General features: G+C 65.3%; 16 protein-coding genes. 12 read left to right on the forward strand and 4 right to left on the reverse strand.

Annotated elements, in window-relative coordinates; all coding sequences use genetic code 11:
* Positions 1-307 precede the first annotated feature (307 nt).
* From BJ997_RS16515 to BJ997_RS16540, 6 genes are all read left to right on the forward strand, one after another.
* Complete coding sequence (locus BJ997_RS16515; RefSeq protein ID WP_035835663.1) at positions 308-1840, forward strand: sugar transferase; 1533 nt, start codon at positions 308-310, stop codon at positions 1838-1840.
* Positions 1841-1902: 62 nt separating this feature from the next.
* Positions 1903-3102: a DUF1972 domain-containing protein gene (locus tag BJ997_RS16520; RefSeq protein WP_052542031.1), complete on the forward strand. Its 1200-nt coding sequence runs from the start codon at positions 1903-1905 to the stop codon at positions 3100-3102.
* Complete coding sequence (locus BJ997_RS21815; protein WP_183323616.1) at positions 3099-8153, forward strand: PKD domain-containing protein; 5055 nt, start codon at positions 3099-3101, stop codon at positions 8151-8153. The genes BJ997_RS16520 and BJ997_RS21815 overlap by 4 nt, the downstream gene beginning before the upstream one ends.
* 80 nt (positions 8154-8233) lie before the next feature.
* Positions 8234-9340, forward strand: coding sequence for a glycosyltransferase family 4 protein (locus BJ997_RS21980; RefSeq protein ID WP_052542786.1), 1107 nt, complete (start codon positions 8234-8236; stop codon positions 9338-9340).
* On the forward strand, positions 9337-10728 hold the full coding sequence (locus tag BJ997_RS16535; RefSeq protein ID WP_052542784.1) for a hypothetical protein: 1392 nt from the start codon (positions 9337-9339) through the stop codon (positions 10726-10728). The genes BJ997_RS21980 and BJ997_RS16535 overlap by 4 nt, the downstream gene beginning before the upstream one ends.
* The gene (locus BJ997_RS16540; protein WP_084141809.1) at positions 10725-12170 is read left to right on the forward strand and encodes a tyrosine-protein kinase domain-containing protein; all 1446 of its coding nucleotides are present in this window, start codon (positions 10725-10727) and stop codon (positions 12168-12170) included. The genes BJ997_RS16535 and BJ997_RS16540 overlap by 4 nt, the downstream gene beginning before the upstream one ends.
* Positions 12171-12177: 7 nt before the next feature.
* Here the strand turns inward: BJ997_RS16540 and BJ997_RS16545 are convergent, their stop codons facing one another.
* Together BJ997_RS16545 and BJ997_RS16550 are read right to left on the reverse strand one after the other, a co-directional pair.
* Positions 12178-12840 (reverse strand): hypothetical protein, encoded by a 663-nt coding sequence (locus BJ997_RS16545; protein WP_152602365.1) that lies wholly within the window; start codon positions 12838-12840, stop codon positions 12178-12180.
* A complete protein-coding gene (locus tag BJ997_RS16550) occupies positions 12837-13664 on the reverse strand; it encodes a CDP-alcohol phosphatidyltransferase family protein (RefSeq protein WP_084141807.1) in 828 nt (275 codons plus the stop codon). The genes BJ997_RS16545 and BJ997_RS16550 overlap by 4 nt, the downstream gene beginning before the upstream one ends.
* A 259-nt stretch (positions 13665-13923) precedes the next feature.
* Here BJ997_RS16550 and BJ997_RS16555 point away from each other — a divergent pair, with 259 nt between their 5' ends.
* Positions 13924-15225, forward strand: a complete 1302-nt coding sequence (locus tag BJ997_RS16555; RefSeq protein WP_183323618.1) for an ISL3 family transposase — start codon at positions 13924-13926, stop codon at positions 15223-15225.
* Positions 15226-15260: 35 nt separating this feature from the next.
* On the opposite strand, the gene BJ997_RS16560 is transcribed toward BJ997_RS16555, so the two are convergent.
* The gene (locus BJ997_RS16560; protein WP_338080930.1) at positions 15261-16226 is read right to left on the reverse strand and encodes a glycosyltransferase family 2 protein; all 966 of its coding nucleotides are present in this window, start codon (positions 16224-16226) and stop codon (positions 15261-15263) included.
* 54 nt (positions 16227-16280) lie between these two features.
* Here BJ997_RS16560 and BJ997_RS16565 point away from each other — a divergent pair, with 54 nt between their 5' ends.
* On the forward strand, positions 16281-17372 hold the full coding sequence (locus tag BJ997_RS16565; RefSeq protein ID WP_236629112.1) for a glycosyltransferase: 1092 nt from the start codon (positions 16281-16283) through the stop codon (positions 17370-17372).
* On the forward strand, positions 17359-18345 hold the full coding sequence (locus BJ997_RS16570; protein ID WP_052542633.1) for a glycosyltransferase family 2 protein: 987 nt from the start codon (positions 17359-17361) through the stop codon (positions 18343-18345). The genes BJ997_RS16565 and BJ997_RS16570 overlap by 14 nt, the downstream gene beginning before the upstream one ends.
* Positions 18346-18385: 40 nt before the next feature.
* Here the strand turns inward: BJ997_RS16570 and BJ997_RS21820 are convergent, their stop codons facing one another.
* Positions 18386-18907, reverse strand: a complete 522-nt coding sequence (locus tag BJ997_RS21820) for an acyltransferase (RefSeq protein WP_035839491.1) — start codon at positions 18905-18907, stop codon at positions 18386-18388.
* A gap of 149 nt (positions 18908-19056) precedes the next feature.
* Between BJ997_RS21820 and BJ997_RS16580 the strand changes: the two genes are divergently transcribed.
* From BJ997_RS16580 to BJ997_RS16590, 3 genes are read left to right on the forward strand one after another with little or no spacing between them, the layout of a single operon-like run.
* Positions 19057-20220: a polysaccharide pyruvyl transferase family protein gene (locus BJ997_RS16580; RefSeq protein WP_152602338.1), complete on the forward strand. Its 1164-nt coding sequence runs from the start codon at positions 19057-19059 to the stop codon at positions 20218-20220.
* Positions 20217-21446, forward strand: coding sequence for a Coenzyme F420 hydrogenase/dehydrogenase, beta subunit C-terminal domain (locus tag BJ997_RS16585; protein WP_152602337.1), 1230 nt, complete (start codon positions 20217-20219; stop codon positions 21444-21446). The genes BJ997_RS16580 and BJ997_RS16585 overlap by 4 nt, the downstream gene beginning before the upstream one ends.
* Complete coding sequence (locus tag BJ997_RS16590; RefSeq protein WP_084141676.1) at positions 21443-22966, forward strand: lipopolysaccharide biosynthesis protein; 1524 nt, start codon at positions 21443-21445, stop codon at positions 22964-22966. Before BJ997_RS16585 ends, BJ997_RS16590 begins: the two co-directional genes overlap by 4 nt.
* Positions 22967-22998 lie beyond the last annotated feature (32 nt).

Below are 22998 nucleotides of genomic sequence, written 5' to 3' on the forward strand. Positions count from 1 at the left end.
CAAAAGCTGTCTGACTACCCCCAATTAGGTCACAGCGAGGCATTCTGAAACCGAGGTATGGTCATCTCAAAGATCCCAAGAACTGATCAATTGCTCCGAGCCACTGGCTAAGCGAAGAGCGCTGCTCGTCTCGACGACACACGTTCGATGGACTCTTTTTGAACCTGTAAGACCTGAAAGCAGGGAACTATGCGCACCTTCGTGACGGATTGGAGCGGTTGCCGCTCCGGGGAAAGCGCAATGTCGATCCGTGACGCACTCAGGCTCACGCGGGTGGGGAGTGGTGTCCGCGGGGAGGTGGAGAGACATGGCTGATCCCGCCACGTCGGTAAGCACGGGGCCATGGCCCCAGGCCGCGCCGTCTGCACGATCCGTTCCTGGCCAGGCGACCTCGTCGCGTGCCGATTCGTTCACGTCCGGAGCCATCTGGGCTCGCCGCTATCGCACGAAACTTCTTGTGACCGACACGTCGGTAGTTATTCTCGCCGTGAGCATCTCGCTCCAGGCGCGTTTCGGCCCCAGCGCGCCAACTCTGGCCTGGGGCACTGTCGCGACCGATTACTCCCTGGCCGCGCTCGTAATCTCTGCCACGTGGATCGCAGTCCTCGGCGCCTTCCGCACGCGGGATACCCGAGTGGTGGGCGTCGGACCACGGGAGTACAAACTTGTCGTCAACGCGAGCGCTGTGGCTTTCGGACTGCTCGCGATCGTCTTCGTGATCCTGCAGGTCGATATCGCACGTCGGTTCTTCGTTCTCGCTCTGCCGATCGGTGTCTTCGGCCTTCTGTTCGAACGCTGGCTGTGGCGCAAATGGTTGCTGCGCCAGCGAAAGTTCGGGCATTACATGGCGCGGGTCATCGTTGTAGGCAATCGACGTGACGTCGAATATGTGGTCGGACAGGTGGAAGCGAAGACTGGTCCCACGTTCCACATCGTCGGCGCTGCCCTCAAGCAAGCACACGGAAGCGCAATTGCGGCCCCCGGCCGCCCTATTCCGATCGTTTCGGATTTCGAGCACGTCGCCGACGCTGCCATCGCCTTCGACGTCGATACAGTCATTGTCGCCGGGCAACCCAGCGCGAGCCCCGACTACATCCGCACCCTGGCCTGGGATCTCGAGGGCACGTCCGCTGACCTCGTTTTATCCACACGACTGACCGACGTCGCTGGCCCCCGGATCCACTTCCGCCCAGTCGAGGGACTCCCGCTCATTCACGTCGAGATTCCCAAATTCGAGGGTGCCCGCCACGTGCTCAAAAGAACGCTCGATGCGACGAGCGCCGGGCTGGCGCTCATCGTGCTGCTGCCCGTCTTCGCCCTCCTCGCTGTGCTCATCAAACTCGACAGCCCCGGGCCGATATTGTTCTGCCAGCAACGCTGCGGACGCAACGGACGCACCTTCACGATCGTGAAGTTCCGGTCGATGGTTCAAACGGCTGAGGACGACCTCGCCGGCCTCCTCGACCGAAACCAGGCCGCAGGCGTGCTCTTCAAGATGCGCAATGACCCGAGGATCACCAAGATCGGACGCGTGCTCCGCAAGTACTCCCTCGACGAACTCCCCCAGCTGTGGAATGTGTTCATCGGGGAAATGAGCCTCGTCGGACCGCGCCCGCCGCTCCCCTCGGAAGTCGAGAGCTATGACCCCCACGTTCAGCGTCGGCTCTACATCAAACCGGGTCTTACCGGGATGTGGCAGATCAACGGCCGCTCGTCATTGAGCTGGGAAGAGAGCGTACGGCTTGATCTGTACTATGTCGAGAACTGGTCTTTGGCCGGCGACCTCATGATCATCTGGCGCACGTTCAAGACACTCGCCCGACCCATCGGGGCGTACTGATGAGTCTGAGGACCGAGCCCGGGTTTGCCTCCGTTCCTGCCGGAGGTCCACTTCGGATCGTCATGATGGGCACCCGAGGCGTGCCTGCCGCTTACGGCGGCTTTGAAACCGCCGTCGAAGAGATCGGGCGACGTCTCGTGGAACGCGGACACGACGTCACCGTGTACTGCAGAATTTCGCACCACCCCGTGCAGAAGAGCCACCTCGGCATGCGCCTGGTCCACCTGCCCTCCTTGCGTATGAAGGTTGCGGAGACACTCAGCAACACCGCCCTCGCCGCCCTGCACGTGATGCTGCACCGCAAACCCGACGTCGCCTTCATTTTCAATGCCGCCAATTCTCCGTTCCTGCCCGTACTGCGCCTGCGGCGCATCCCAACCGCCCTGCACGTTGATGGCCTCGAATGGAAACGTGGCAAGTGGGGCGAGTCTGGCCGCCGGTACTACCGGTGGGCCGAGGCCGTCGCCGTTCGATGGGCGGATGCCCTGATCGCTGATGCAGATGGGATCTCCGCGTACTTTCGGCGGGAATTCGATGTCCCCACGGAGCTTCTCGCGTACGGAGCACCGATCCTGCGCAACGTCCCTTCGGCTCGTCTGGCCCCCCTCGGACTCGAACCAGGCGGTTTCCATCTGCTGGTCGCTCGATTCGAGCCGGAAAACCACGTCGATCTCATCGTTGAGGGCTACCGCCGAAGCGGTTGCACGCTCCCCCTCGTGGTGGTCGGCTCTGCGCCGTACGCAGCGGCCTACACCGCACGGGTGGAAGGACTGGCCGCACCGGACCCGCGGATACGCATGCTGGGCGGCGTCTGGGACCAGGAACTGCTGGACCAGCTCTATGCGCACGCCCTCAGCTATCTGCACGGCCACTCGGTGGGCGGCACAAATCCTTCTCTCCTCCGCGCCATGGGCGCAGCCACGGCGGTCATTGCCTGGGACGTCAATTTCAACCGCGACGTGGCCGGGCCTGACGGGCTCTACTTCACCAGTGCGGAGTCGCTGAGCTACCTGCTCGACGAAGCAGAGGACAACCGTCAAGACATGATCGACATCGGCCTCGCGCTGCAGGAGCGAGCCGAATTCCGCTACACCTGGGAATCGGTCGTCGACGGCTACGAGGCACTCGCCCGACGCCTGACGGAGGGCTACAGCACACACGGGGCCAATCACCCCCGGGCTCTCGAATCAGCATGGCCGGTGAGCGCGCCCGCTCCTGCCGGCATTCTCGCGTCGATGAAAACCCGGAGGCGAGCGACATGACCAGGTCGGCTGCGGCGCGCGCGCGGCTTGCGGCCCTGATCGTGGGGGCCTGTCTGATCTGCGGAGGAACGTTCTCGGTTTCGCCTGCGCGTGCCGATACCGCTCCGGTGAACCCTGCTGATCCGGCCAGCCCGCTCACGGTCAGCGCCGACGCGCTCCCCACCACCCAGATCGACGGCGTCGCCTGGTCCCAGGTCGTCGTCGGAAACACCGTCTACGTCGCCGGAAAGTTCACCACCGCGCGCCCCGCCGGCGCCGCCCCCGGCACCAACACCGTCCCCCGGAACAACCTCCTCGCCTACGACATCACCACCGGCAAACTCGTCGACGGCTTCGCTCCCAACCTCAACGCCCAGGCCCTCGCCGTCACCGCCTCCCCCGACGGCACCCGCATCTACGTCGCCGGAGACTTCACCAGCATCGACGGCGCCGGCTACTACCGGCTCGCCGCCTTCAGCACCGCCACCGGCAAAATCATCCCCGAGTTCCGTCCCATCATGGGCAGTCAAACCCGCGCCCTGGCCGCCACCAACAGCACCGTCTACGCCGGTGGAACCGCCCAAACCGTCAACGGCCTGCCCCGCACCAACCTCGCCGCCATCAACGCCACAAACGGCTCAACGCTCAGCTGGACGGCCAACACGGACGCCCCGGTCTACGCGCTCGCCCTCACCAAGGACGGCACCCGGCTCGTGGTCGGCGGCCGCTTCGAGAACCTTGGAGGATCCCCGGCCTACGGCCTCGGCGCGGTTGACCCTGTCAGCGGATCGGTGATTCCCTGGGCGGCGGCGGCGCAGGTTCGAAACGCCGGCACGGCCGCATCGATCACGTCCCTGACGGCAACGGACGACCGAGTCTACGGCTCGGGCTACGTCTTCGGCGCCGGGGGGAACCTGGAGGGGATCTTCTCGGCGGACCCGGGAACGGGGAAAATCGCCTGGGTCGAGGACTGCCACGGCGACACGTACTCGGTGTATCCGCTGGGGGACTCCGTGTACGGTGCGGGCCACCCGCACTACTGCGGAAACATCGGCGGATACCCCGAGACGAATCCACGCACCCAGCGCTATATGTTGGCGTTCAGCAAGGCGGCGACTGGCACAATCACCCGAGATCCGCACGGGTATTTCAACTGGGCCGGCACCCCCGCTCCCACACTGCTCAATTGGTTCCCGTCCTACGTTCCCGGCACGTTCTCTGGGCAGGGCCAGTCCACCTGGACCGTTGCCGGCAACGACGAGTACCTCGCAGTGGGGGGCGAGTTCCCCTTCGTCAACGGGGTCGCCCAGAGCGGACTCACACGGCACGCAATCACCGCTCTCACCCCTAACGCGATCGGTCCCAGCGTGAACCCTGAGCTCGTACCGACCGCGGTCTCCATCACCGCCGGCGCCGCACGCATCAGCTGGGCGGCCACCTTCGACAACGACAATTCAGTGCTCACATACGCACTCGTGCGCGACGGCGACCTCGCCGCACCGGTCTACACGACCACCCAATCATCCAACTTCTACACGCGCCCGTTGATGGGATTCGTCGACAAGGGGCTCGCCCCCGGCAGCGAGCACTCCTACCGGCTCTACGTCACGGATCCGTGGGGGAACTCTGTCAGCCGACTGGGCAATACGGTCACGATCGTCGCGGCGGATGCGAGCGACACCTATTCCGCCGCCGTGCTCGCGGACCAGCCCCGTTCCTACTGGCCGCTCAGTGAAGCCTCGGGCAGCGCGGGCCTCGACCACGCTGGACTATCCGACCTGCAACTCGGCACGGGCGTGACCCGCGGCGCACCAGGCATTCAGGGCTCGGTGACAGCGTCGCGTTTCAGCGGCAACACCACCGGGTTCGCTGCCACGCAAACCGCCCAGGCCGCACCGAACACGTTCAGTGTGGAATCCTGGTTTCGAACCTCCTCGACCACGGGAGGCAAGATCGTGGGCTACGGCAACAACAACACCAAGCCCTCCACGAAATATGATCGCCACGTCTATATGGACAATTCCGGGCGTCTGTTCTTCGGGGTCAATCCCGGGTCGGCACGCACGATTTCGAGCCCCGGCGCCTACAACGATGGAGTCTGGCATCAGGTCGTCGCCACTTTGGGTCCCGAGGGGATGCGTCTCTTCGTCGACGGCAAGCAGGTCGCCGCCCGATCGGACATCATCGCGGGTGAGGCTTTCGACGGCTACTGGCGAGTCGGCGGCGACAGTCTGGGAAGCTGGGCCTCGCATCCGCTCAGCTCCTACCTCAACGGCGATATCGCCCAGGTCTCGGTCTATCCGGCCGTACTGACCCGGCAGGCGGTCCGCGACCACTTCGTGGCGTCGGGTCGCGCCGCCACCACAACGCCCACACCGACGGATGCTTATGGGGCCGCCATCTCCGCGTCGGATCCCCTGCTGTACTGGCGACTCGGAGACGCAGCGGGCGCCCGTGCGGCCGATTCCGGATTGGCCGGCAACACCGGAACGTATGCGGGTACCGTGACCGCAGGAGCAACCGGGTTGGTCAACGGCACTACTGACACGTCGGCCTCGTTCACCTCGGGCGCGGTCGTGAGCGGCGTGCAGGACTACGCGCCACGTGCGTACTCTCTCGAAACCTGGTTCACCACGACGACGACTGCCGGCGGCAAGCTGATCGGTTTCGGAGATACCCCGAGCGGGCTCTCCAAGACCTACGACCGGCACGTCTACATGCAGAACGACGGAACGCTGGTTTTCGGTACGTGGACTGGGATCGCCAACACCGCCAAGACAACGCAGGCCTACAATGACGGGCAGCGCCATCACGTGGTAGCCACGCAATCCGCAGACGGCATGAAACTGTACGTCGATGGCGTGCTCGCCGGGACCAATCCGCAAGTCTCGGCGCAGAGCTATGCCGGGTACTGGCGCATCGGCGGCGACCCCACGTGGGGTTCGAGCAGCCCCTACTTCACCGGTGTCCTCGACGAGGCAGCCGTCTATCCGCGGGCGCTGAGCGCGGCGGTCGTGAAGAGCCACCACGACCTCGGCACCTATGTAGTGCCGCCGAATGTGGCGCCGACGGCGGCGTTCACCGCGACCTCCACACTGCTCACCACCGCATTCGACGCCTCCACCTCCACCGACACCGACGGAACCATCACCGGCTACGCCTGGAACTTCGGCGACACCACCACCGACACCGGGCCCACACCCACCCACACCTACGCCGCAGCCGGCACCTACACAACAACCCTCACCGTCACCGACAACAGCGGAGCCACCGCCACGACCACCCGCACCATCACCGCCACCGCACCACCCAGCAACACCATCGCCCAAGACTCCTTCAACCGCACCACCACCAACGGATGGGGCACAGCCGACGTCGGCGGCCCCTGGGCCCACACCGGAGCAACCAACATCTACACCACCAACTCCGCAACCGCCCGCGTGCTCAACGCCACCGGATCCACCAAAATCAGCACCCTCACCAACGTCGCCTCCACCAACACCGACACCCAAGTCACCCTCTCCGCCGACAAAACCCCCACCGGCGGAGGCACCTACGTCTCCGTCCTCGGACGCGTCGCCGGCGGCACCGACTACTCCCTGCGAGCCTGGCTCCGCAACGGCGCCACCATCCAAGCCCACCTCCTCCAAGGAAACACCTCACTCCAAGCCCTCAACACAGACCTCACCTACACCCCCGGAACCCAACTCCAACTGCGCCTCCAAACCTTCGGAACCTCCCCCACCACCATCCGCGCCAAAATCTGGCCCACCGGTCAACCAGAACCCACCACCTGGCAACTCACCACCACCGACACCACCCCCGCACTCCAAACCCCCGGCGCCATCGGACTCCGCACCTACATCTCCGCCTCCGCCACCAACGGCCCCACCACCCTCACCTTCGACAACCTCACCAGCGTGCCTTCGCCGTCGAATGTGGCGCCGACGGCGGCGTTCACCGCGACCTCCACACTGCTCACCACCGCATTCGACGCCTCCACCTCCACCGACACCGACGGAACCATCACCGGCTACGCCTGGAACTTTGGCGACACCACCACCGACACCGGGCCCACACCCACCCACACCTACGCCGCAGCCGGCACCTACACAACAACCCTCACCGTCACCGACAACAGCGGAGCCACCGCCACCACCACCCGCACCATCACCGTCACCGCACCCCCGTCGAATGTGGCGCCGACGGCGGCGTTCACCGCGACCTCCACACTGCTCACCACCGCATTCGACGCCTCCACCTCCACCGACACCGACGGAACCATCACCGGCTACGCCTGGAACTTTGGCGACACCACCACCGACACCGGGCCCACACCCACCCACACCTACGCCGCAGCCGGCACCTACACAACAACCCTCACCGTCACCGACAACAGCGGAGCCACCGCCACCACCACCCGCACCATCACCGCCACCGCACCACCCAGCAACACCATCGCCCAAGACTCCTTCAACCGCACCACCACCAACGGATGGGGCACAGCCGACGTCGGCGGCCCCTGGGCCCACACCGGAGCAACCAACATCTACACCACCAACTCCGCAACCGCCCGCGTGCTCAACGCCACCGGATCCACCAAAATCAGCACCCTCACCAACGTCGCCTCCACCAACACCGACACCCAAGTCACCCTCTCCGCCGACAAAACCCCCACCGGCGGAGGCACCTACGTCTCCGTCCTCGGACGCGTCGCCGGCGGCACCGACTACTCCCTGCGAGCCTGGCTCCGCAACGGCGCCACCATCCAAGCCCACCTCCTGCAAGGAAACACCTCACTCCAAGCCCTCAACACAGACCTCACCTACACCCCCGGAACCCAACTCCAACTGCGCCTCCAAACCTTCGGAACCTCCCCCACCACCATCCGCGCCAAAATCTGGCCCACCGGTCAACCAGAACCCACCACCTGGCAACTCACCACCACCGACACCACCCCCGCACTCCAAACCCCCGGCGCCATCGGACTCCGCACCTACATCTCCGCCTCCGCCACCAACGGCCCCACCACCCTCACCTTCGACAACCTCACCACGATTGCCGTGCCCTGATGACCGGCAAGCCGCGGAGACCGGCTGTACATACTGGGCCTGCCGGGGCTCCGACCGAACGGAGAGAAACCGCGCTGTCCGTGGTTTTCGACGCGTACTGGTGGGACAGTGGCCCTCCCTCACTGCGTCATGTCCTGCGAGAAATCATCCTCGCGTGGCGGGAGGAGTTTCCGCATGACGACCTCACACTCGTCATGCGCACGAAGGCCGCGCGACCCGAACGTGACCTCCTGCCCGGGCCGGTGCGGGTGGCACGCACCGCTCTGTGGCCACAGGCCTTCGCCGCGACGTGGGCCGTTCGTCGGGTTGCTCGACGGGCCGGCGCCGATCTGGTTCTGACGCACAATTTCGCGGCCAGAGCACCGGGGGCCGTGAGCGCCGTCTACCTGCACGATGTTCTCTTTCGAACCAATCCGGAATGGTTCACCTTGACCGAACGCGCGTACTTCTCTCTCATGACACGCTGGGTCAGCCGCGCGGATGTCGTCTTCACGTCGAGCCGTTCGGAGGCGGCTCGCATCACGAAGTTCAGCCGCGCGCGGCGGGTGTGCCCGGTCGGCCTTGGCCTGAGCACGGAGCTGGTGGCGCGAAACATGCTCGAAGACGCCGATCCTCGGCTGCAGGGCTCCCGGTATTTCCTCACCGTCGGTCGGCTCAACGTGAGAAAGAATCTGCAACACACAGTGTTGGCCGCTCTGCAGTCCGGTGAACTCAGCCCGCAGACGCCGCTTGTCATCGTGGGCGAGGCAGACGGCAAACTCGGTCTTGTCGACCGTCAGTGCCGTGACGCCGTCACCTCGGGAGCAGTCATCTTCACCGGATTCGTCTCGGAAGCGCGGCTGCGCTGGCTGTACCGCAATGCGTCGCTCTTCCTTTTTCTCTCTCTCGGAGAAGGGTTCGGAATGCCGCCCCTCGAGGCCGCGTATTTCGGCGCCCCCCTCCTCGTGAGCGACCTGCCCGTCTTCAGAGAGACCCTGGGCACCCGCGCGCGATACGTCGATCCGACACACATCACGACAATTGCGCGGGCAATAGCCGCCAGCACGGTTCCGCGGCAACGCGGTGATGCCTTCGACCCGGGCGAGCTGGCGCAGGAGCATAATTGGCAGACGATAGTACGTGCCATGAGGACAATTGCCTCCGAAAGCCGAACCAGTCCGACGAAACGGAGGAAATCGACCTCATGAGCGCAGCTCTTGATCTCGGCATTCCCGGCCCACTGGTGGACCGTTCGTTGCTGGCCGCGGTGTCGTTCACCTTCGCGGCACTGCTCTATCTGGTGCTGCGCCGATCGCCGCGCCTCGCGATCGCCCTGTGGATTTCAGTGCTGTGTTTCGTGCCCGTCTGGGTGGGAATCGGGTTTGGCGCCGGCTTCGCGCTCGGCGTGAACGGAAAATACTACCTGTCGGCAGCCACCATCCTGGCGATGGTCGTCAGCCTTGCTGTTTTCTCCACGCCGTCCTGGCAATTCAGCATCGTGGACGGGCTGGTCGCCCTCCTGGTCTTTGTGGGCCTGGCCTCGCTGTTCACGGCCGGAGGGGGTATCGCTCTGGCATTCATGTTTACCCTGGTGACCTATTTTGTTGTCGGTTTCGTCCTCGGCCGACTCGCGCCGCTCGCGGTCGACATCCGTTGGATCTATGGAGCCGTCGCGGTCGCCTTCACGATCGTCGCCGCACTCGCGGTGCTGGAATTCGCCACGGGCTGGAATCCGTTCGTGGGTATCCCCGGCAACGGCGCGCTGTATTCCACGTGGGCTGGCCTGCAGGGCCGAGGCGGAATCGTGCGCGCCGAAGGAGCATTCGGACATTCGATCGCACTCGGTTCGAGCCTCGCCATGGCCATCCCGCTGGCGCTGTCATCGCGCTTTCGCCTGTCGATTCGTGCGGCGATGGTCGCACTCATGCTCGTGGCCACTGTGGTCACGTTCAGCCGTATCGCCATCGTAGGGGCGGTTCTCGGCCTCACCCTGTCCATAGTCTTTCTGCGCGACGCCATCTCCCGGCGACTGCGGGTTATCCTGGTCTCCTCGCTCGTGGGCGTTTCCGTGGTGGCCGTGCCGTTTTTGAGTACAGTCTTCGAAGACGCGGGCACCGAGGCATCCGGAAGCGCTGCCTACCGCGGCGATCTGTTGTCTCTCCTCACCGAGATGAACATCATCGGGCTCTCAGACTCGGCGCGGCGAAGCCCAGCCGGGCAAACGTACTTCGGAAATTTTCGTTCCATCGACAGCCAACTCATCCTGACCGGATTGACCAGCGGAATCCTCACTCTTGCTTGCGTCGTCGTACTGTTGCTTGCCGCGATCGCCCTGGTGCTCCGTCGTCGAGCGACGGCGGCGACGATCGCAATCGTCGCCCAGATCCCGGCCCTGGCCACGGTGGCGCTGATTACCCAATACTCGATCTTCCTCTGGTTTGTCGTCGGTTTGGCGGCGGCCGGTCAGGTGAGGTCGTCTCTTTTCGAGCCGCAGGACGGTGACCGCCACGGCTGGAGCCGCGACCCCAACCTGACAGCGCAGGGCCCGCCTGCGGGCAGTGGCACACATCAGTTCAAACGAGGGATTTTACGATGAATTTGCAGCAGCATCTCGCCACAATTCGGCTTTACTGGTACATTGTCGTACCGATCACGCTCCTCGGAGGCGTCCTGGGGTGGGGGCTCTCCCAGGCCGCGACGCCGAGCTACACGTCGACGGCCAGCCTGTATTTTTCGCTGAACCTCAGCGGTTCAGCGACTGATTTGAACCAGGGCTCTGCGTATACGCAAAACCAGATTTTGTCGTTCGCCCAACTGACCAAGTCATCTCTGGTGCTCGCTCCAGTTATCGACCAGCTCGGTCTTGAGGGCACGGCGAAGGCTCTCGCGAACTCCGTCAATGTCAGCACCCCGCAGAACACCGTGGTGCTCGACGTGGCCGTGGACAATGACGACCCGGAGCGAGCTGCGCTCATCTCCAACGCCGTCGCGGCGAGTCTGAGCAAGAACGTCGAGCAGATCGCGCCCAAGACCGTCGATGGCACACCGTCCGTGTCCGTGCGGGTGATTGAACCGGCAACGGTTCCCACCGAGCCCTCGTCCCCGAATGTGCGCATCAACGTGCTCGCCGGCTTTCTGCTCGGCCTGTTTCTCAGCATCCTGATCATCGTTCTACGACAGGTGCTCGACACCCGTGTGCATTCAGTCGCCATCCTCACAGCGCTGACGGACTTGCCACTGCTGGGGTCCATCGAACAGTCCAAGAAGAAGATGGACCCGCTCGTGATGCTTCGTGACCCCCGGTCGCGCACGGCCGAGCTGTACCGGCAGATGCGCGCAAACCTTGCTTTCGTCGCGGTCGACTCCACGTCGCTGAGCATCGTGGTGACGTCTTCGATTGCCGGCGAAGGCAAGTCAACGATTACGAGCAACCTCGCCCAGGCCCTCAGCGAGGGTGGCCAGCGTGTTCTGCTGATCGATGCGGACCTGCGACGGCCCGCCATCGCGAACTACGCCGGTCTGGAGGGACAGGTCGGGCTCACGACGGTCCTGGTGGGCCGCGCCGACTATCGCGACGTGATTCAACCGTGGGGAACCAGCGGCCTGCGGGTCCTGCCTTCCGGACGCATACCCCCGAATCCGAGCGAGCTCCTCTCCTCCCGGGCGATGTCAGACCTCGTCGCCCTGCTGAAAGACGAATACGACGTCATCCTGATCGATGCCCCGCCGATGTCGGGTGCCGCGGATGCCGCCATTCTCTCTCGTCTCGTCGATGGCGCACTGGTCGTCGCGGATCGTACCCAGGTCCACCGGCCACAGCTGCTGCAGACCCTGGATTCCCTGTCGAAGTCCGGCGTTCACATCCTCGGTATCGTCCTCAACCGGCTGGCACCGAATAACGACCGCCAGGCCTACTATCAGTTGCCCGAAGGCAAGGCCACGACATCCGGATCCGGCGGGGACAGACGGGGATCCGCCGTGCGGCGCACACCGACGGCCCTCCCCGACGGCACGGCCACCAAACCGACGAGCGCCTAGCCGTGGGTCAGCCGAAGACGACGATCGGCGAGCCCGCTGCCTTGCTCACCGTGACGGTGAGTGCTCCCTGCTCGTCAGTCGGCACGCTGAAGGAGTAGTGCGCCCTCGCGCTCGCGCCGGCGGCGAGGGTCCCGCTGAATTCTTCCGCATTCTTGTTCGCCAGAATCGGAGAGGCTGGCACCACATCGGGGCCGAAATAGGCGTTCACGGTCACCTCGGCGAGCGCCAGCGGCTGCGCGGTGCCGTTGACGAGCTCCACCTCGATTCGCACGGATGGCCCGCTGACCTCGCCTACCCCGGAACCCACGACGGTGTCCGGCGTGATGTCGGTGATGCGGGCAGTGACGAGGCCGCCGAGATCTGCCATGGCGTCGATGGGCACGGTGCTGAGGACGATCTCGCCGAATACAGGCTCGACGGACGCGGAGGGGAGAGGAGCAGCTTCGATCGCTGGCGCCCGCGAGCTGCTCGGCTCCGAGGTGGGACGTGACGTCCCGAGCACGGGCGCATCCGTCGAGGATCTGGACGTGGTCTCGGTTTGCCGGGGTGATGACCCACTCTCCACGCCCTGCGATCCCGCCCAGGCGAAGCCGCCGCCGAGCACGAGCACCACACCGGCCGTCACCCCGATGGCCAGGCGTCGTGCCCGACGTTTCGGTGATGTGGTCACGGTCGGCCCGGCAGCGGATCAGCAGGCGCCGTCGTGGCCGTCCAGGACCGCAGCTCCCTGAACCACTTCACCAGCGCGAGCAAGAGGAACGCCGACGTGCCGGCAAAAATGAGAGTGTAGACGACGGTGAACACCGGGACGGACCCGAGGAAGAGGAACGACAGGCAGAGAACGCCGTAGTCCATGGGGGCGACGAGTAGCGCCCGGATCCACGACGGCTTGCCCGGACGGTCCTCGGCCAGTGGCATGGCGTTTCGGGGTCGCCTGAGCTGCTCCGTGAGAATCATCGCGAAGAACATCACTGCCGAGACGATGGTGAACGTGAGAGGCACGAGGAGCCAGACGACCGGAACCACGTCGAATCGGTAGAAGCCGATCACGAGAGCGATGGGCATGGTCGAGACCTTGACGGCGTCGACAACGTGATCGAGCCATTCTCCCGCAGGGCTGCTGCTCTGGCGAAGCCGTGAGACCTGACCGTCGGCCGAGTCGAAGGCGTAGCCGATGACCAGGCACAGCGTGACGGCCACCCCCAGGAGCCACGACGGCGGAAACAACGCCAACAGAAGGATGCCGCTGAATGTCCAGACTGCGCTGATGCCCGTCACGGCGTTCGGGGTGAGGCCAGCCCGGTAGGCCCATGCCGCCAGGTATCGACCCAGCCGCCGGTTGACGAATCGAGAGTAGGCCGGCGCACTCCGCGCCGCCGGTTTCTGCGCCGCCGACAAGCGGCGCACGACGCCCAGGTACGACTCGTCGAGGGCGCTCGTGGCAACCCGATCCGGGTTCTCGCCGGCCGATCGACTGTGCCCCACCGCAGTCATCCGTTCTCGCTTTCGTCTGATTCCGCACGTTCGTGCTGATCACTGCGTGACCTGATCACGACGTGATGTGATCAACAATCTGACACTCGCCCCTAATGCTAGATGCAGTTCTTTTCCGATGCGGCCCCACAAACAGGGGCAATTTTTGGCTCTCCTGACATAACCGTGGGTCGTTTCCGAGCGCCTTAACGAGTGCACGCCGCTCTCCGCCTAGGTTTCTAACTGACAAAGGTAAGAAACACAGGGACGAGAAAACGGCGTGCAAAACTTAACACTATGGCGAACTCTGCTCGGAGTCGACAAGACAGTTGTCGAGGCAGTGGATCTCGACATGGAGACGGGCATTCTGGTCGCGTCGGTGCGTCCGACGGCGTCGATGCGGAACCGTTGCGGGTCCTGCCGGAAGCGCTGCCCCCGCTACGACGCTGGTGAGGGTCGGCGGCGCTGGCGATCACTGGATGCTGGCTCGGTGCAGGTCCAGTTGGAAGCTGCGGCGCCGCGGGTGAGGTGCGGTGTTCACGGCGTGACCGTCGCCGCCGTGCCGTGGGCTCGGCATCAAAGCGGACACACGCTGTTCTTCGACGACCAAGTCGCGTGGCTGGCCACGCAAACATCCAAAACGGCGATCACGGTGTTGATGCGCATCGCGTGGCGCACCGTCGGCGCGATCATCACCCGGGTCTGGGCAGACACGGAGAAGCAATTCGACCAGTTCGCCGACCTCACCCGGATCGGTATCGACGAAATCAGCTACAAACGCGGCCACAAGTATTTGACGTGTGTCGTGGACCACGATTCCGGCCGCCTCATCTGGGCAGCACCGGGCCAGGACAAGGCCACCCTCGCGACGTTCTTCGACGCGCTGGGGCCGGAGCGCTCGGCGATGATCACGCATGTTTCCGCGGACGGCGCAGCCTGGATCGCCACTGTCGTCAAGGAACGAGCCCCTAACGCCGTTCGTTGCGCCGACCCGTTCCATGTCGTGAAATGGGCCACGGAGGCCCTCGATGAGGTCCGCCGAGCCGCGTGGAACGACGCCCGCAAAGCCGCCCGGCACAACGAGGCCGGACGAGGCCGTGGCCGACCTCCAACCGGAGCGCCGGCCCGCCCGGATAGCGCCCGGGCCATGGGCATCAAGAACTGCCGATACGCGCTCTGGAAGAACCCGGAGAACCTCACCGAGAAGCAACAAGCGAAGCTCGCCTGCATCGTGCAGACCGACCCGCGGCTGGCCCGCGCTTACTACCTGAAGGAAGGCCTCCGTGTCATCTTCAAACTGCCTCTCGACGAAGCGACTGAAGCGCTGGACAAATGGGTCAGCTGGGCCCGCCGCTGCCGAATCCCATCCTTCGTGAAACTACAGAGAAGCATCGTCAAACACCGCACCGCGATCCTGGCTTCCATCGAGCACGGCCTCTCAAACGGGCGGGTCGAATCCATGAACACCAAGATCCGCCTCATGACTCGCATCGCGTTCGGCTTCAAAGCACCCGACGCCCTCATCGCCCTCGCGATGCTCAGCCTCGGCGGACACAAACCCGTACTTCCGGGCCGGGATTAACCCACGGAAGAGTCAGGAGAGCCCAATTTTTCTCGCTATTCGGCTCGCGCGCGCAGCTCGCGCCTGGCGATCGTGAGGCCGTCCCGCACCCCGCGGCCGCCGGCGAGAAGGGGACGAAGGGATCGCAGGAATTGACGTCGGCCTCCGTGGAGCAGCACTTCCCACGCGATGGGGAGGCTCGCCCGACGCCACCGTCGCAGGTCGTCGCTGCGCAGGTGCCGCGCCCCAAACAAGAGACGGTTTCGAATGTTGTAGTAGTAGTAGGCTTCCGACTTCGGACTTCCGTGGCCCTGCACGACGGCCTGCTGGGTTCCGCCCTCGTCGTGCACAGCCACGGCGTCTCGGCAGACCTCGGTGACGCCGCCCGCCCGTTCGACTCGATACGAGAAGTCGACGTCTTCCCAGTAGAGAAAGTATTCCTCACTGAATCCGCCGACGCGGCTCCAGAGCTGGTCGCTCAGCAGGAGGCAGGCCCCGCTCAGCCACGGTTCGAACCGGGCTGACCGGAATTCGTTCCGACGCCGGGTGGCCCTGATCCGGCCATCATCCAGATAGAGGTCCGCCCCGTCGAACCACACGGATCCGTCGGATCGCACGATGCGGGGAGAGACGAGTGTGAGCGGATGTGTGCGCACGCGCTCCAGAAGCACACCCACTTGGTCCGCCGCAATGGTCGCATCCGGATTCAGAAGCAGGAATGCCCCGGCGCCACTCTGCTGCGCCCGGTGCACTCCAGCGTTTACCCCGACGCCGAAGCCGGTGTTTGAGGCGGGCAGGACCGTGAGCCATCCCTCAGTGTCGGCGAGCGCACATACCCGCTCGCGCTCTGATTCCGACGTGAAATTGTCCACCACCACGACGCGCGCCGCGGGCAGTGAACGCGTCAGGGGTACAAGATTCCTCTCGAGCAGCTCTGACGACCCGTAGTTCACGACAACGATAGCCAGGCTCTCGATGTCGGCCGATGTCCACTCGTTCTCCACCTCAGACGCACCTTTCACTGCCAGTCGACCGTTCGCTGACCAGTGTTGCAGATTGCACTATTATTCAGAACCATGAGGATTCGGAACGCACGATCAGTGGCGTCGCGGTGGGGCCAGGCCCTCCCCGCGGACGACCGCGAGCCAGCGACGGCGCTGACCGTGCTGCAGTCTTTTCCGGTCCCTCGCAAGATCACAAACCCTTACATCGTGATGCTCGCCGGGTGTCTGCGCACGTTGCCCGACGTGACGGTGCTCAATTTCAGTTGGCGAACGGCCTTGCTCGGACGCTATGACGTCTTCCACTCGCACTGGCCGGAAAACCTCGTCGATGGTCACAGTCCGCTCAAGAAATTCGTGCGCCAGATCTTTACGCTTGCGCTCGTCGCGAGGCTCACGATCACGCGCACACCGATCGTCCGCACGATGCACAATGTGGAACGTCCACAGGGTCTGTCCCGGCGGGCGAGTCTTCTCCTCGATCTCATCGATCGCGAGACGACCCTGCGAATCCGCCTCAACACCACGACCATCATCGACTCCGCCGCACCCAGCGCGACGATACCTCACGGCCATTACCGGGACTGGTTTGCCCGGTACCCGCCCTCGACCGTCGTGCCCGGCCAGATTGGCTATACCGGCCTGATCCGTCGGTACAAGGGCGTCGAGACCCTGGTCAGTGCCTTTCGCGACACCGAAGGGACCGGCGGGGGCCTGTCGCTGCGCATCGGGGGCAATCCGTCGTCGCCGGAGCTGGCACAAACCGTTTCCACGCTCGCGAGCGGCGATGACCGAATCTCCCTAACGCTGAACCTGTTGACGGATGCCGAACTCGTGGAGATCGTCACGTCCTCCGAACTGGTGGTTCTCCCCTATCGTTTCATGCACAACTCAGGGGGCGTCTTGGCTGCCCTGTCCATGGGGCGCCCCGTGCTGGTTCCGGAGAATGCGGTGAATCGCGCACTCGCGTGCGAGGTGGGGGCCGGGTGGGTGCACTGCTACGCCGGCGAGCTGACCGCCCGGCATCTCACGGACACCCTTCACGAGCTGAGGACCCACCCGGCACCGCGTCCCGTCGATCTGCAGGCACGTGAGTGGAACCACACCGGCACGAATCACGTCGACGCCTACCGGCAGGCGATCGCGATCCTTCATGACGGACACTGACGGGGTGGCCTCCGCTAACGTCGCCGTTCCCCGGCTGCGGCTCACGGTGGCTGTCGTGACCTATCGGCGGCCCACCGAACTGGCCAGGGCTCTGCCCGTGATCCTCGACCACGTCCGGGCGCTGAACGCCCTGCCGGAGGGCGCACTCGACGCAGACGTGATTGTTGTGGACAACGACGCCGCCGCGACGGCGCAACCCGTGGCGCGGGCCCTCGACTCTCCCCTCGTTCGCTATGTCGTGGAGCCGCTGCCGGGCATCGCCGCGGCCCGTAATCGTGCTCTCGACGAAACCCTCGGTTCGGACCTCCTCGTTTTCATCGACGATGACGAACAGCCGCGCGATGGTTGGCTCGCCCACCTCGTAGCAACCTGGCGGACCACCCGAGCGGCAGCCGTCTCCGGTCGTGTCATCTCGGAGTTCGCCGACGCGCTCGACCCGTGGGTAGCGGCCGGCGACTTCTTTCGTCGGCGCAGCCTGGAGACCGGAACCGAGATCCGTGTCGCGGCGGCCGGAAATCTGCTGCTCGACCTGCACCAGATTCGGGAGCTCGGAGTGCGCTTCGATTCCAGTCTGGGACTGAGCGGCGGCGAAGACACCCTGTTCAGCCGCGAGCTGCATCGGCGGGCTGGCCGCATCGTGTGGTGCGAGGAGTCGGCCGCGACCGATTTCGTTCCCCCCGCTCGAACGACGCGGCGCTGGGTCTTGCGGCGGGCGTGGAGCCATGGCAACACTGAAAGCGTTATCGACCTCTACCTGGCCGGCTCGGCGTCCAGGCGTTTGGCCGCGCGGTTCAGCGGCACCGCGCAGGGTCTCGTACGCATGATCGGCGGTGGTGGTCGGTACGTCCTCGGGGTGCTCACCCGGTCCCTGCGACATCAGGCCAGGGGCCTGCGCGCCGCGTGCCGCGGAACCGGAATGGTTTCCGGCGCATTCGGTGTGGTCTATGAGGAATACGGCAGGACGAAAGCCTGACGGCTCGGCGCAATCTGGCGGCTCGGCGCAATCTGACGGCTCAGTCCCATCTCTCGAGCCGCGAGATGGCCCGCGCCGGGTTGCCGGCGACGATCGTTGCGGCGGCAACCGACGAGGTCACCACGGATCCGGCGGCCACCACGGCGCCGTCGCCGATCACGACTCCCTTGAGGATCAGCGCGCCGGTTCCGACGAGCACGTGATCTCCTATCGCCACAGCTATGGTGTGTGGGAGCACGGTGCCGTCCGTGCCGGTTATGCGGTGAAAGTCTGTGTCCAGAATCTGGGCGTCCCAGGACACCTGCGACCCTGTCCCGATCGTGAGCCCCGACTCCACATTGATGACCGTCCGTGCACCGATCCCACCCCCGCGAGCCAACGCCAGGGTGGCGCCTGGGCCCACCCAGATGCGCACACCACGGTGGATCCGGCTGCCACGGTCGAGATGATAGCGACCCGGCCCACCGAGCTTCACCCCGGCCGCGATCCGCACCCCGTGATGCCCGCTCAGGGAACCGCGCGCCAGTTCGACGACACGCCGCACCCGACCGAGAAGAGTCATAGACCATTCATATCAGACCGCCGTCTCGGGTCGACACGGCCTCCCTTTGGGGGGTCGCCGTCATCCCCCTCGTGTGGATAACGTGAAACTGCAGGCCTGACCCAGGTAATTTGCGCGCCTCGAGTGTGGGCCGGCCCACCCAACTTCGGGTGACTACAGCCTTACTCGATACCGGAGTCTCCATGCGCATCCTCGTTTTATGGGCCGACACCGGCTCGCCCAATTTGGGCGTGCGCGCGCTGGGCGCCGGAACCGCGGCCCTCGTGCACCGGATTTGGCCGGATGCGAGCATCACCTTTCAGAATTACGGGCATCGGGCACCAGAGCTTCCGTTCGGCCGACTCCGGTCGCTCGCGAAGGAGCGACTGACCGCAAGCCTCGGCATGCAGCAGTGGTTGGCCGGTTTCGACCTCGTCATCGATTCGCGGTCCGGTGACAGCTTCTCCGATATCTACGGGCTTCGCCGGCTTGCCGTCATGGGCGCTGTCTCGGAATTCGCCAGCCAAGCGGGCGTGCCCGTGGTGCTGGGCCCGCAAACAATCGGCCCGTTTCAGACCCGTTCCGGCCGGGTGCTCGCCCGACGGTCCCTTACGCGCGCGTCGGTGGTGATGGCGCGCGATTCCGCGAGCGCCGAGTGCTCGTCGGGGCTCGGACGCCCGGTCGACGTGGTGACCACGGATGTTGTCTTCGCGATTGCGCGACCCCGGGTCGCGCGCACTCGCGACGTCATCTTCAACATTTCAGGCCTACTGTGGCACGACAACCCGCACGTGGATTCGGCGCGGTACCGAGATCTGGTGACGCGCGTCTATCGATCTCTCGTGAGCGAAGGTCGAGAGGTCACGCTCCTGGCCCACGTCGTCAACCCGAGCAGCCTGACTCAGGGCAGCCTCGATCTACAGGGCCCCCAGCCGGCCACTTCGCCCAATCTGGACAACGACGTGCCCGCGATCCAGGACTTTGCGCGCCGGGTAGCCCCCGACTGCGAAATTATCATTCCCACGGGGCTGTCGGATGTGCGTTCCACCATCGCCTCCGGGCGGGTCGTGATCGGCTCGAGGATGCACGCCTGCCTGAACGGCCTGTCCGTCGGAGTTCCCGCCGTGCCACTCGCCTATTCCCGAAAATTCGCTCCCCTGTTGCAGGGGCTCGGCTGGCATCACACCGTCGACCTGCGCGGCGGTGATACACGGGTGGGCGAGGTCATGCGCGAGGTCAACGGCGACGCACTGACGACGGACGTCACCGGGGTGCTCGAACGCGCGCACTCGTCCCTGGCCACCGCCGAGAATGCACTGCGGAGCCTCGCGTGATCGAACACCCCGCGCTCGACCGTGCCATCGACCGGGTGGTGAGGTCTGAGAACTGCACGGGCTGCGGGCTGTGCGCCCTGCTCGATACCGGCCTGGACATGACGCTTGACCCAGCGGGATTCTCGCGGCCGGCACGGATCGGTCCGTCGACCGCCGACGACGATGCCGCGAGGCGTTTTCGTGCGGCGTGCCCCGGCATCCGCGTGGACGCTCAACGCCCGGCCGGAGCGCGCCGACACGCCACACTGGGACCGATCCTCCAGGTCTGGCAGGCCTGGGCGACGGATCCGGCCGTGAGATTCGCGGGCAGCAGCGGCGGCACTCTGACAGCCCTCGCTGCGTGGCTCGCCGAGACCGGCGAGGCGGCGCAGGTGATCGGGGCACGAGCGGCTAGCGATAATCCCCGTCGAACGGTGAGCGTACGGATCCAGAGCCGCGAGGAAGCGCTGGCGTCAGCCGGGTCCCGATATGCGCCGACCTCCAGCTGCGCTGTTGGCGGGGCAGCGGATGCCGATTCCGCGTTCATCGGAAAGCCCTGCGAGGTCTCGGCGCTTCGTGCGCTGCCGTCGCCGAAGGGAAGTCCCCCCACAGAGCCTCCTTTGCTGCTGTCCTTCTTCTGCGCCGGTACGCCCAGCCAGAACGCCACGGATTCCCTCGTGGAAGGGTTGGGAGTGCCGAGGGACGAGGCTGTCCGCGACCTGTGGTTCCGCGGTCACGGCTGGCCCGGTCGCTTCACGGTTGTTCGGGCCGACGGCACCACCGTTGACACCAGCTATGAGAACTCCTGGGGCACCAGCCTGGGTCCAGCCGTGCAGTGGAGATGCAAGATCTGCCCCGATGGTGTCGGAGAAAGTGCTGACGTCACCGCCGCCGACCTGTGGCGTGCCGATGATCGCGGCTACCCGGATTTCACTCCGGGGCCCGGGGTGAGCGCGCTGATCGCTCGCACCATTCGCGGCCGGGACCTCGTGCTGCGTGCCGCGGCAGCCGGCATCCTCACTGTTGCGCCGCTGGATATCGATGAGCTTGCTGCGGTACAGCCGCTGCAGCGCACCCGTCGGCATACCCTTGCCGGTCGTCTGGTCGGCACGAGGCTGGCCGGCGGCCGGGTGCCACGGTTTCGTGGTTTCGCCCTGCTGCGGTTGGCGGCGCCCCGGCTGCGCGAGACGTTCCGCACCCTGCGGGGAACCTATCGCCGCCGCCGTGCCCTCCGGCTCCACTCGTGAAGCGCCCCAGCCGTTCGAACCGGTCCGAACCCAAGCCGACAAGCGGACTCGGGGTTCGCGCCGCCCGCGGTGCAGCCGTCACCCTGAGTGGCCAGGCCGGAAAGGTTCTGATCCAGCTGGCATCCGTCGTGGTGCTCGCGCGCATCCTGTCGCCGACGGACTATGGACTCATCGCCATGGTGGTCGTGATCATCGGAGCGGGTGAGATCTTTCGCGATTTCGGGCTCTCCTCCGCAGCGGTTCAGGCCCCCTCGCTCAGTGTGAAGCAACGGGACAACCTCTTCTGGGTCAACACCCTGCTGGGAACCATCCTGTGCGTTCTCGTATTCGCCGCCGCGGGCCTGATCGCAGAATTGTACGGTCACCGGCAACTCGTCCCCATCGTGCACGCCCTGTCCCTGATTTTCCTCCTCAACGGCATTGCCACGCAGTACCGTGCCGATCTCGTGCGACGACTCAGATTCAGGTTCCTGGCCACCGCCGAGGTCGTCGCCCCGGCAGTAGCGTTCGTGCTCGCGCTGTGCGCGGCACTGCTCGGATGGGGCTTCTGGGCCCTGGTGATGCAGCAGCTCGCCCAGGCTCTCGCCCTGCTCATCATGATGATCGTCGCCGCCCGCTGGATCCCCGGCCGCCCGCATCGCCACGAATCGATTCGCGGATTCCTCAGATTCGGTTGGAATATGCTCGCGACCCAATTGGTGGGATACGTGAGCAACAACATCGACACCGCGCTGATCGGGCTGCGATTCGGTCCCGCGTCCCTGGGAATCTACAGCCGCGCCTTCCAACTTCTGATGACGCCGCTCAACCAGGTACGCGTACCGCTCACGACCGTGGCGCTCCCAGTGCTCGCCCGGCTCCAGAACGAGACTCAACGGTTCAACGAGTGGATCTGCCGGGGCCAGCTGGCGCTCGGCTACACGGTGGTGCCGCTTTTGGGCATCGTGGCCGGCACGGCCGAACCGCTCACCCAGCTCTTGCTCGGCCCCCAGTGGATGGAAGTCGCCCCCATCCTGCGCCTGCTGGCCCTCGCCGGCATCTTTCAGATCCTGGCTTTTGTGGGCTACTGGGTCTACGTTTCTCGAGGACTCACCGGCGACCTCCTGCGATATTCTCTCGTCAGCGCGCTCATCAAGGTGGTGTGCATCGTGGGCGGTTCGTACTGGGGCGTGATCGGTATCGCAGCGGGCTATGCCCTGGCTCCGGCACTCTCGTGGCCGATATCCATCTGGTGGTTGTCCAGGCGCACCAGCCTGCCGACCCGACGGCTCTACGCTGGAGCCCTTCGAATCCTGGTGCTCGTGGCCGCGGCCACCTGCGCGGCGGGCCTCGCATCCTGGGGTCTTGCCACCGCCGATGCCATCCCCCGACTTGCCGCCGCTGTGGCGGCGGCAACGACGGTTTACGGTCTCGCCGGGTTGGCCATCCCTCCCATCCGCCGAGATCTAACCGGCGTGATGAGCATCGTGCGGTTGGTGCCCCGGGCCCGTGGCACCTCCTCCCTGCCGAAAAACAGGTGAGCGCCAGACGGGGCCACCGCCGCAACGAATGC

The sequence above is a fragment of the Cryobacterium roopkundense genome, from assembly GCF_014200405.1.
Classification (GTDB): domain Bacteria; phylum Actinomycetota; class Actinomycetes; order Actinomycetales; family Microbacteriaceae; genus Cryobacterium; species Cryobacterium roopkundense.

What these genes read in the sequence shown, in the direction of transcription:
- BJ997_RS16550 (WP_084141807.1), bottom strand. Translation starts at nt 13,664, where the DNA reads ATGACTGCGGTGGGGCACAGTCGATCGGCCGGCGAGAACCCGGATCGG.
- BJ997_RS16535 (WP_052542784.1), top strand. Translation starts at nt 9,337, where the DNA reads ATGAGCGCAGCTCTTGATCTCGGCATTCCCGGCCCACTGGTGGACCGT.
- BJ997_RS21820 (WP_035839491.1), bottom strand. Translation starts at nt 18,907, where the DNA reads ATGACTCTTCTCGGTCGGGTGCGGCGTGTCGTCGAACTGGCGCGCGGT.
- BJ997_RS21815 (WP_183323616.1), top strand. Translation starts at nt 3,099, where the DNA reads ATGACCAGGTCGGCTGCGGCGCGCGCGCGGCTTGCGGCCCTGATCGTG.
- BJ997_RS16520 (WP_052542031.1), top strand. Translation starts at nt 1,903, where the DNA reads ATGATGGGCACCCGAGGCGTGCCTGCCGCTTACGGCGGCTTTGAAACC.
- BJ997_RS16565 (WP_236629112.1), top strand. Translation starts at nt 16,281, where the DNA reads ATGAGGATTCGGAACGCACGATCAGTGGCGTCGCGGTGGGGCCAGGCC.
- BJ997_RS16540 (WP_084141809.1), top strand. Translation starts at nt 10,725, where the DNA reads ATGAATTTGCAGCAGCATCTCGCCACAATTCGGCTTTACTGGTACATT.
- BJ997_RS16570 (WP_052542633.1), top strand. Translation starts at nt 17,359, where the DNA reads ATGACGGACACTGACGGGGTGGCCTCCGCTAACGTCGCCGTTCCCCGG.
- BJ997_RS16515 (WP_035835663.1), top strand. Translation starts at nt 308, where the DNA reads ATGGCTGATCCCGCCACGTCGGTAAGCACGGGGCCATGGCCCCAGGCC.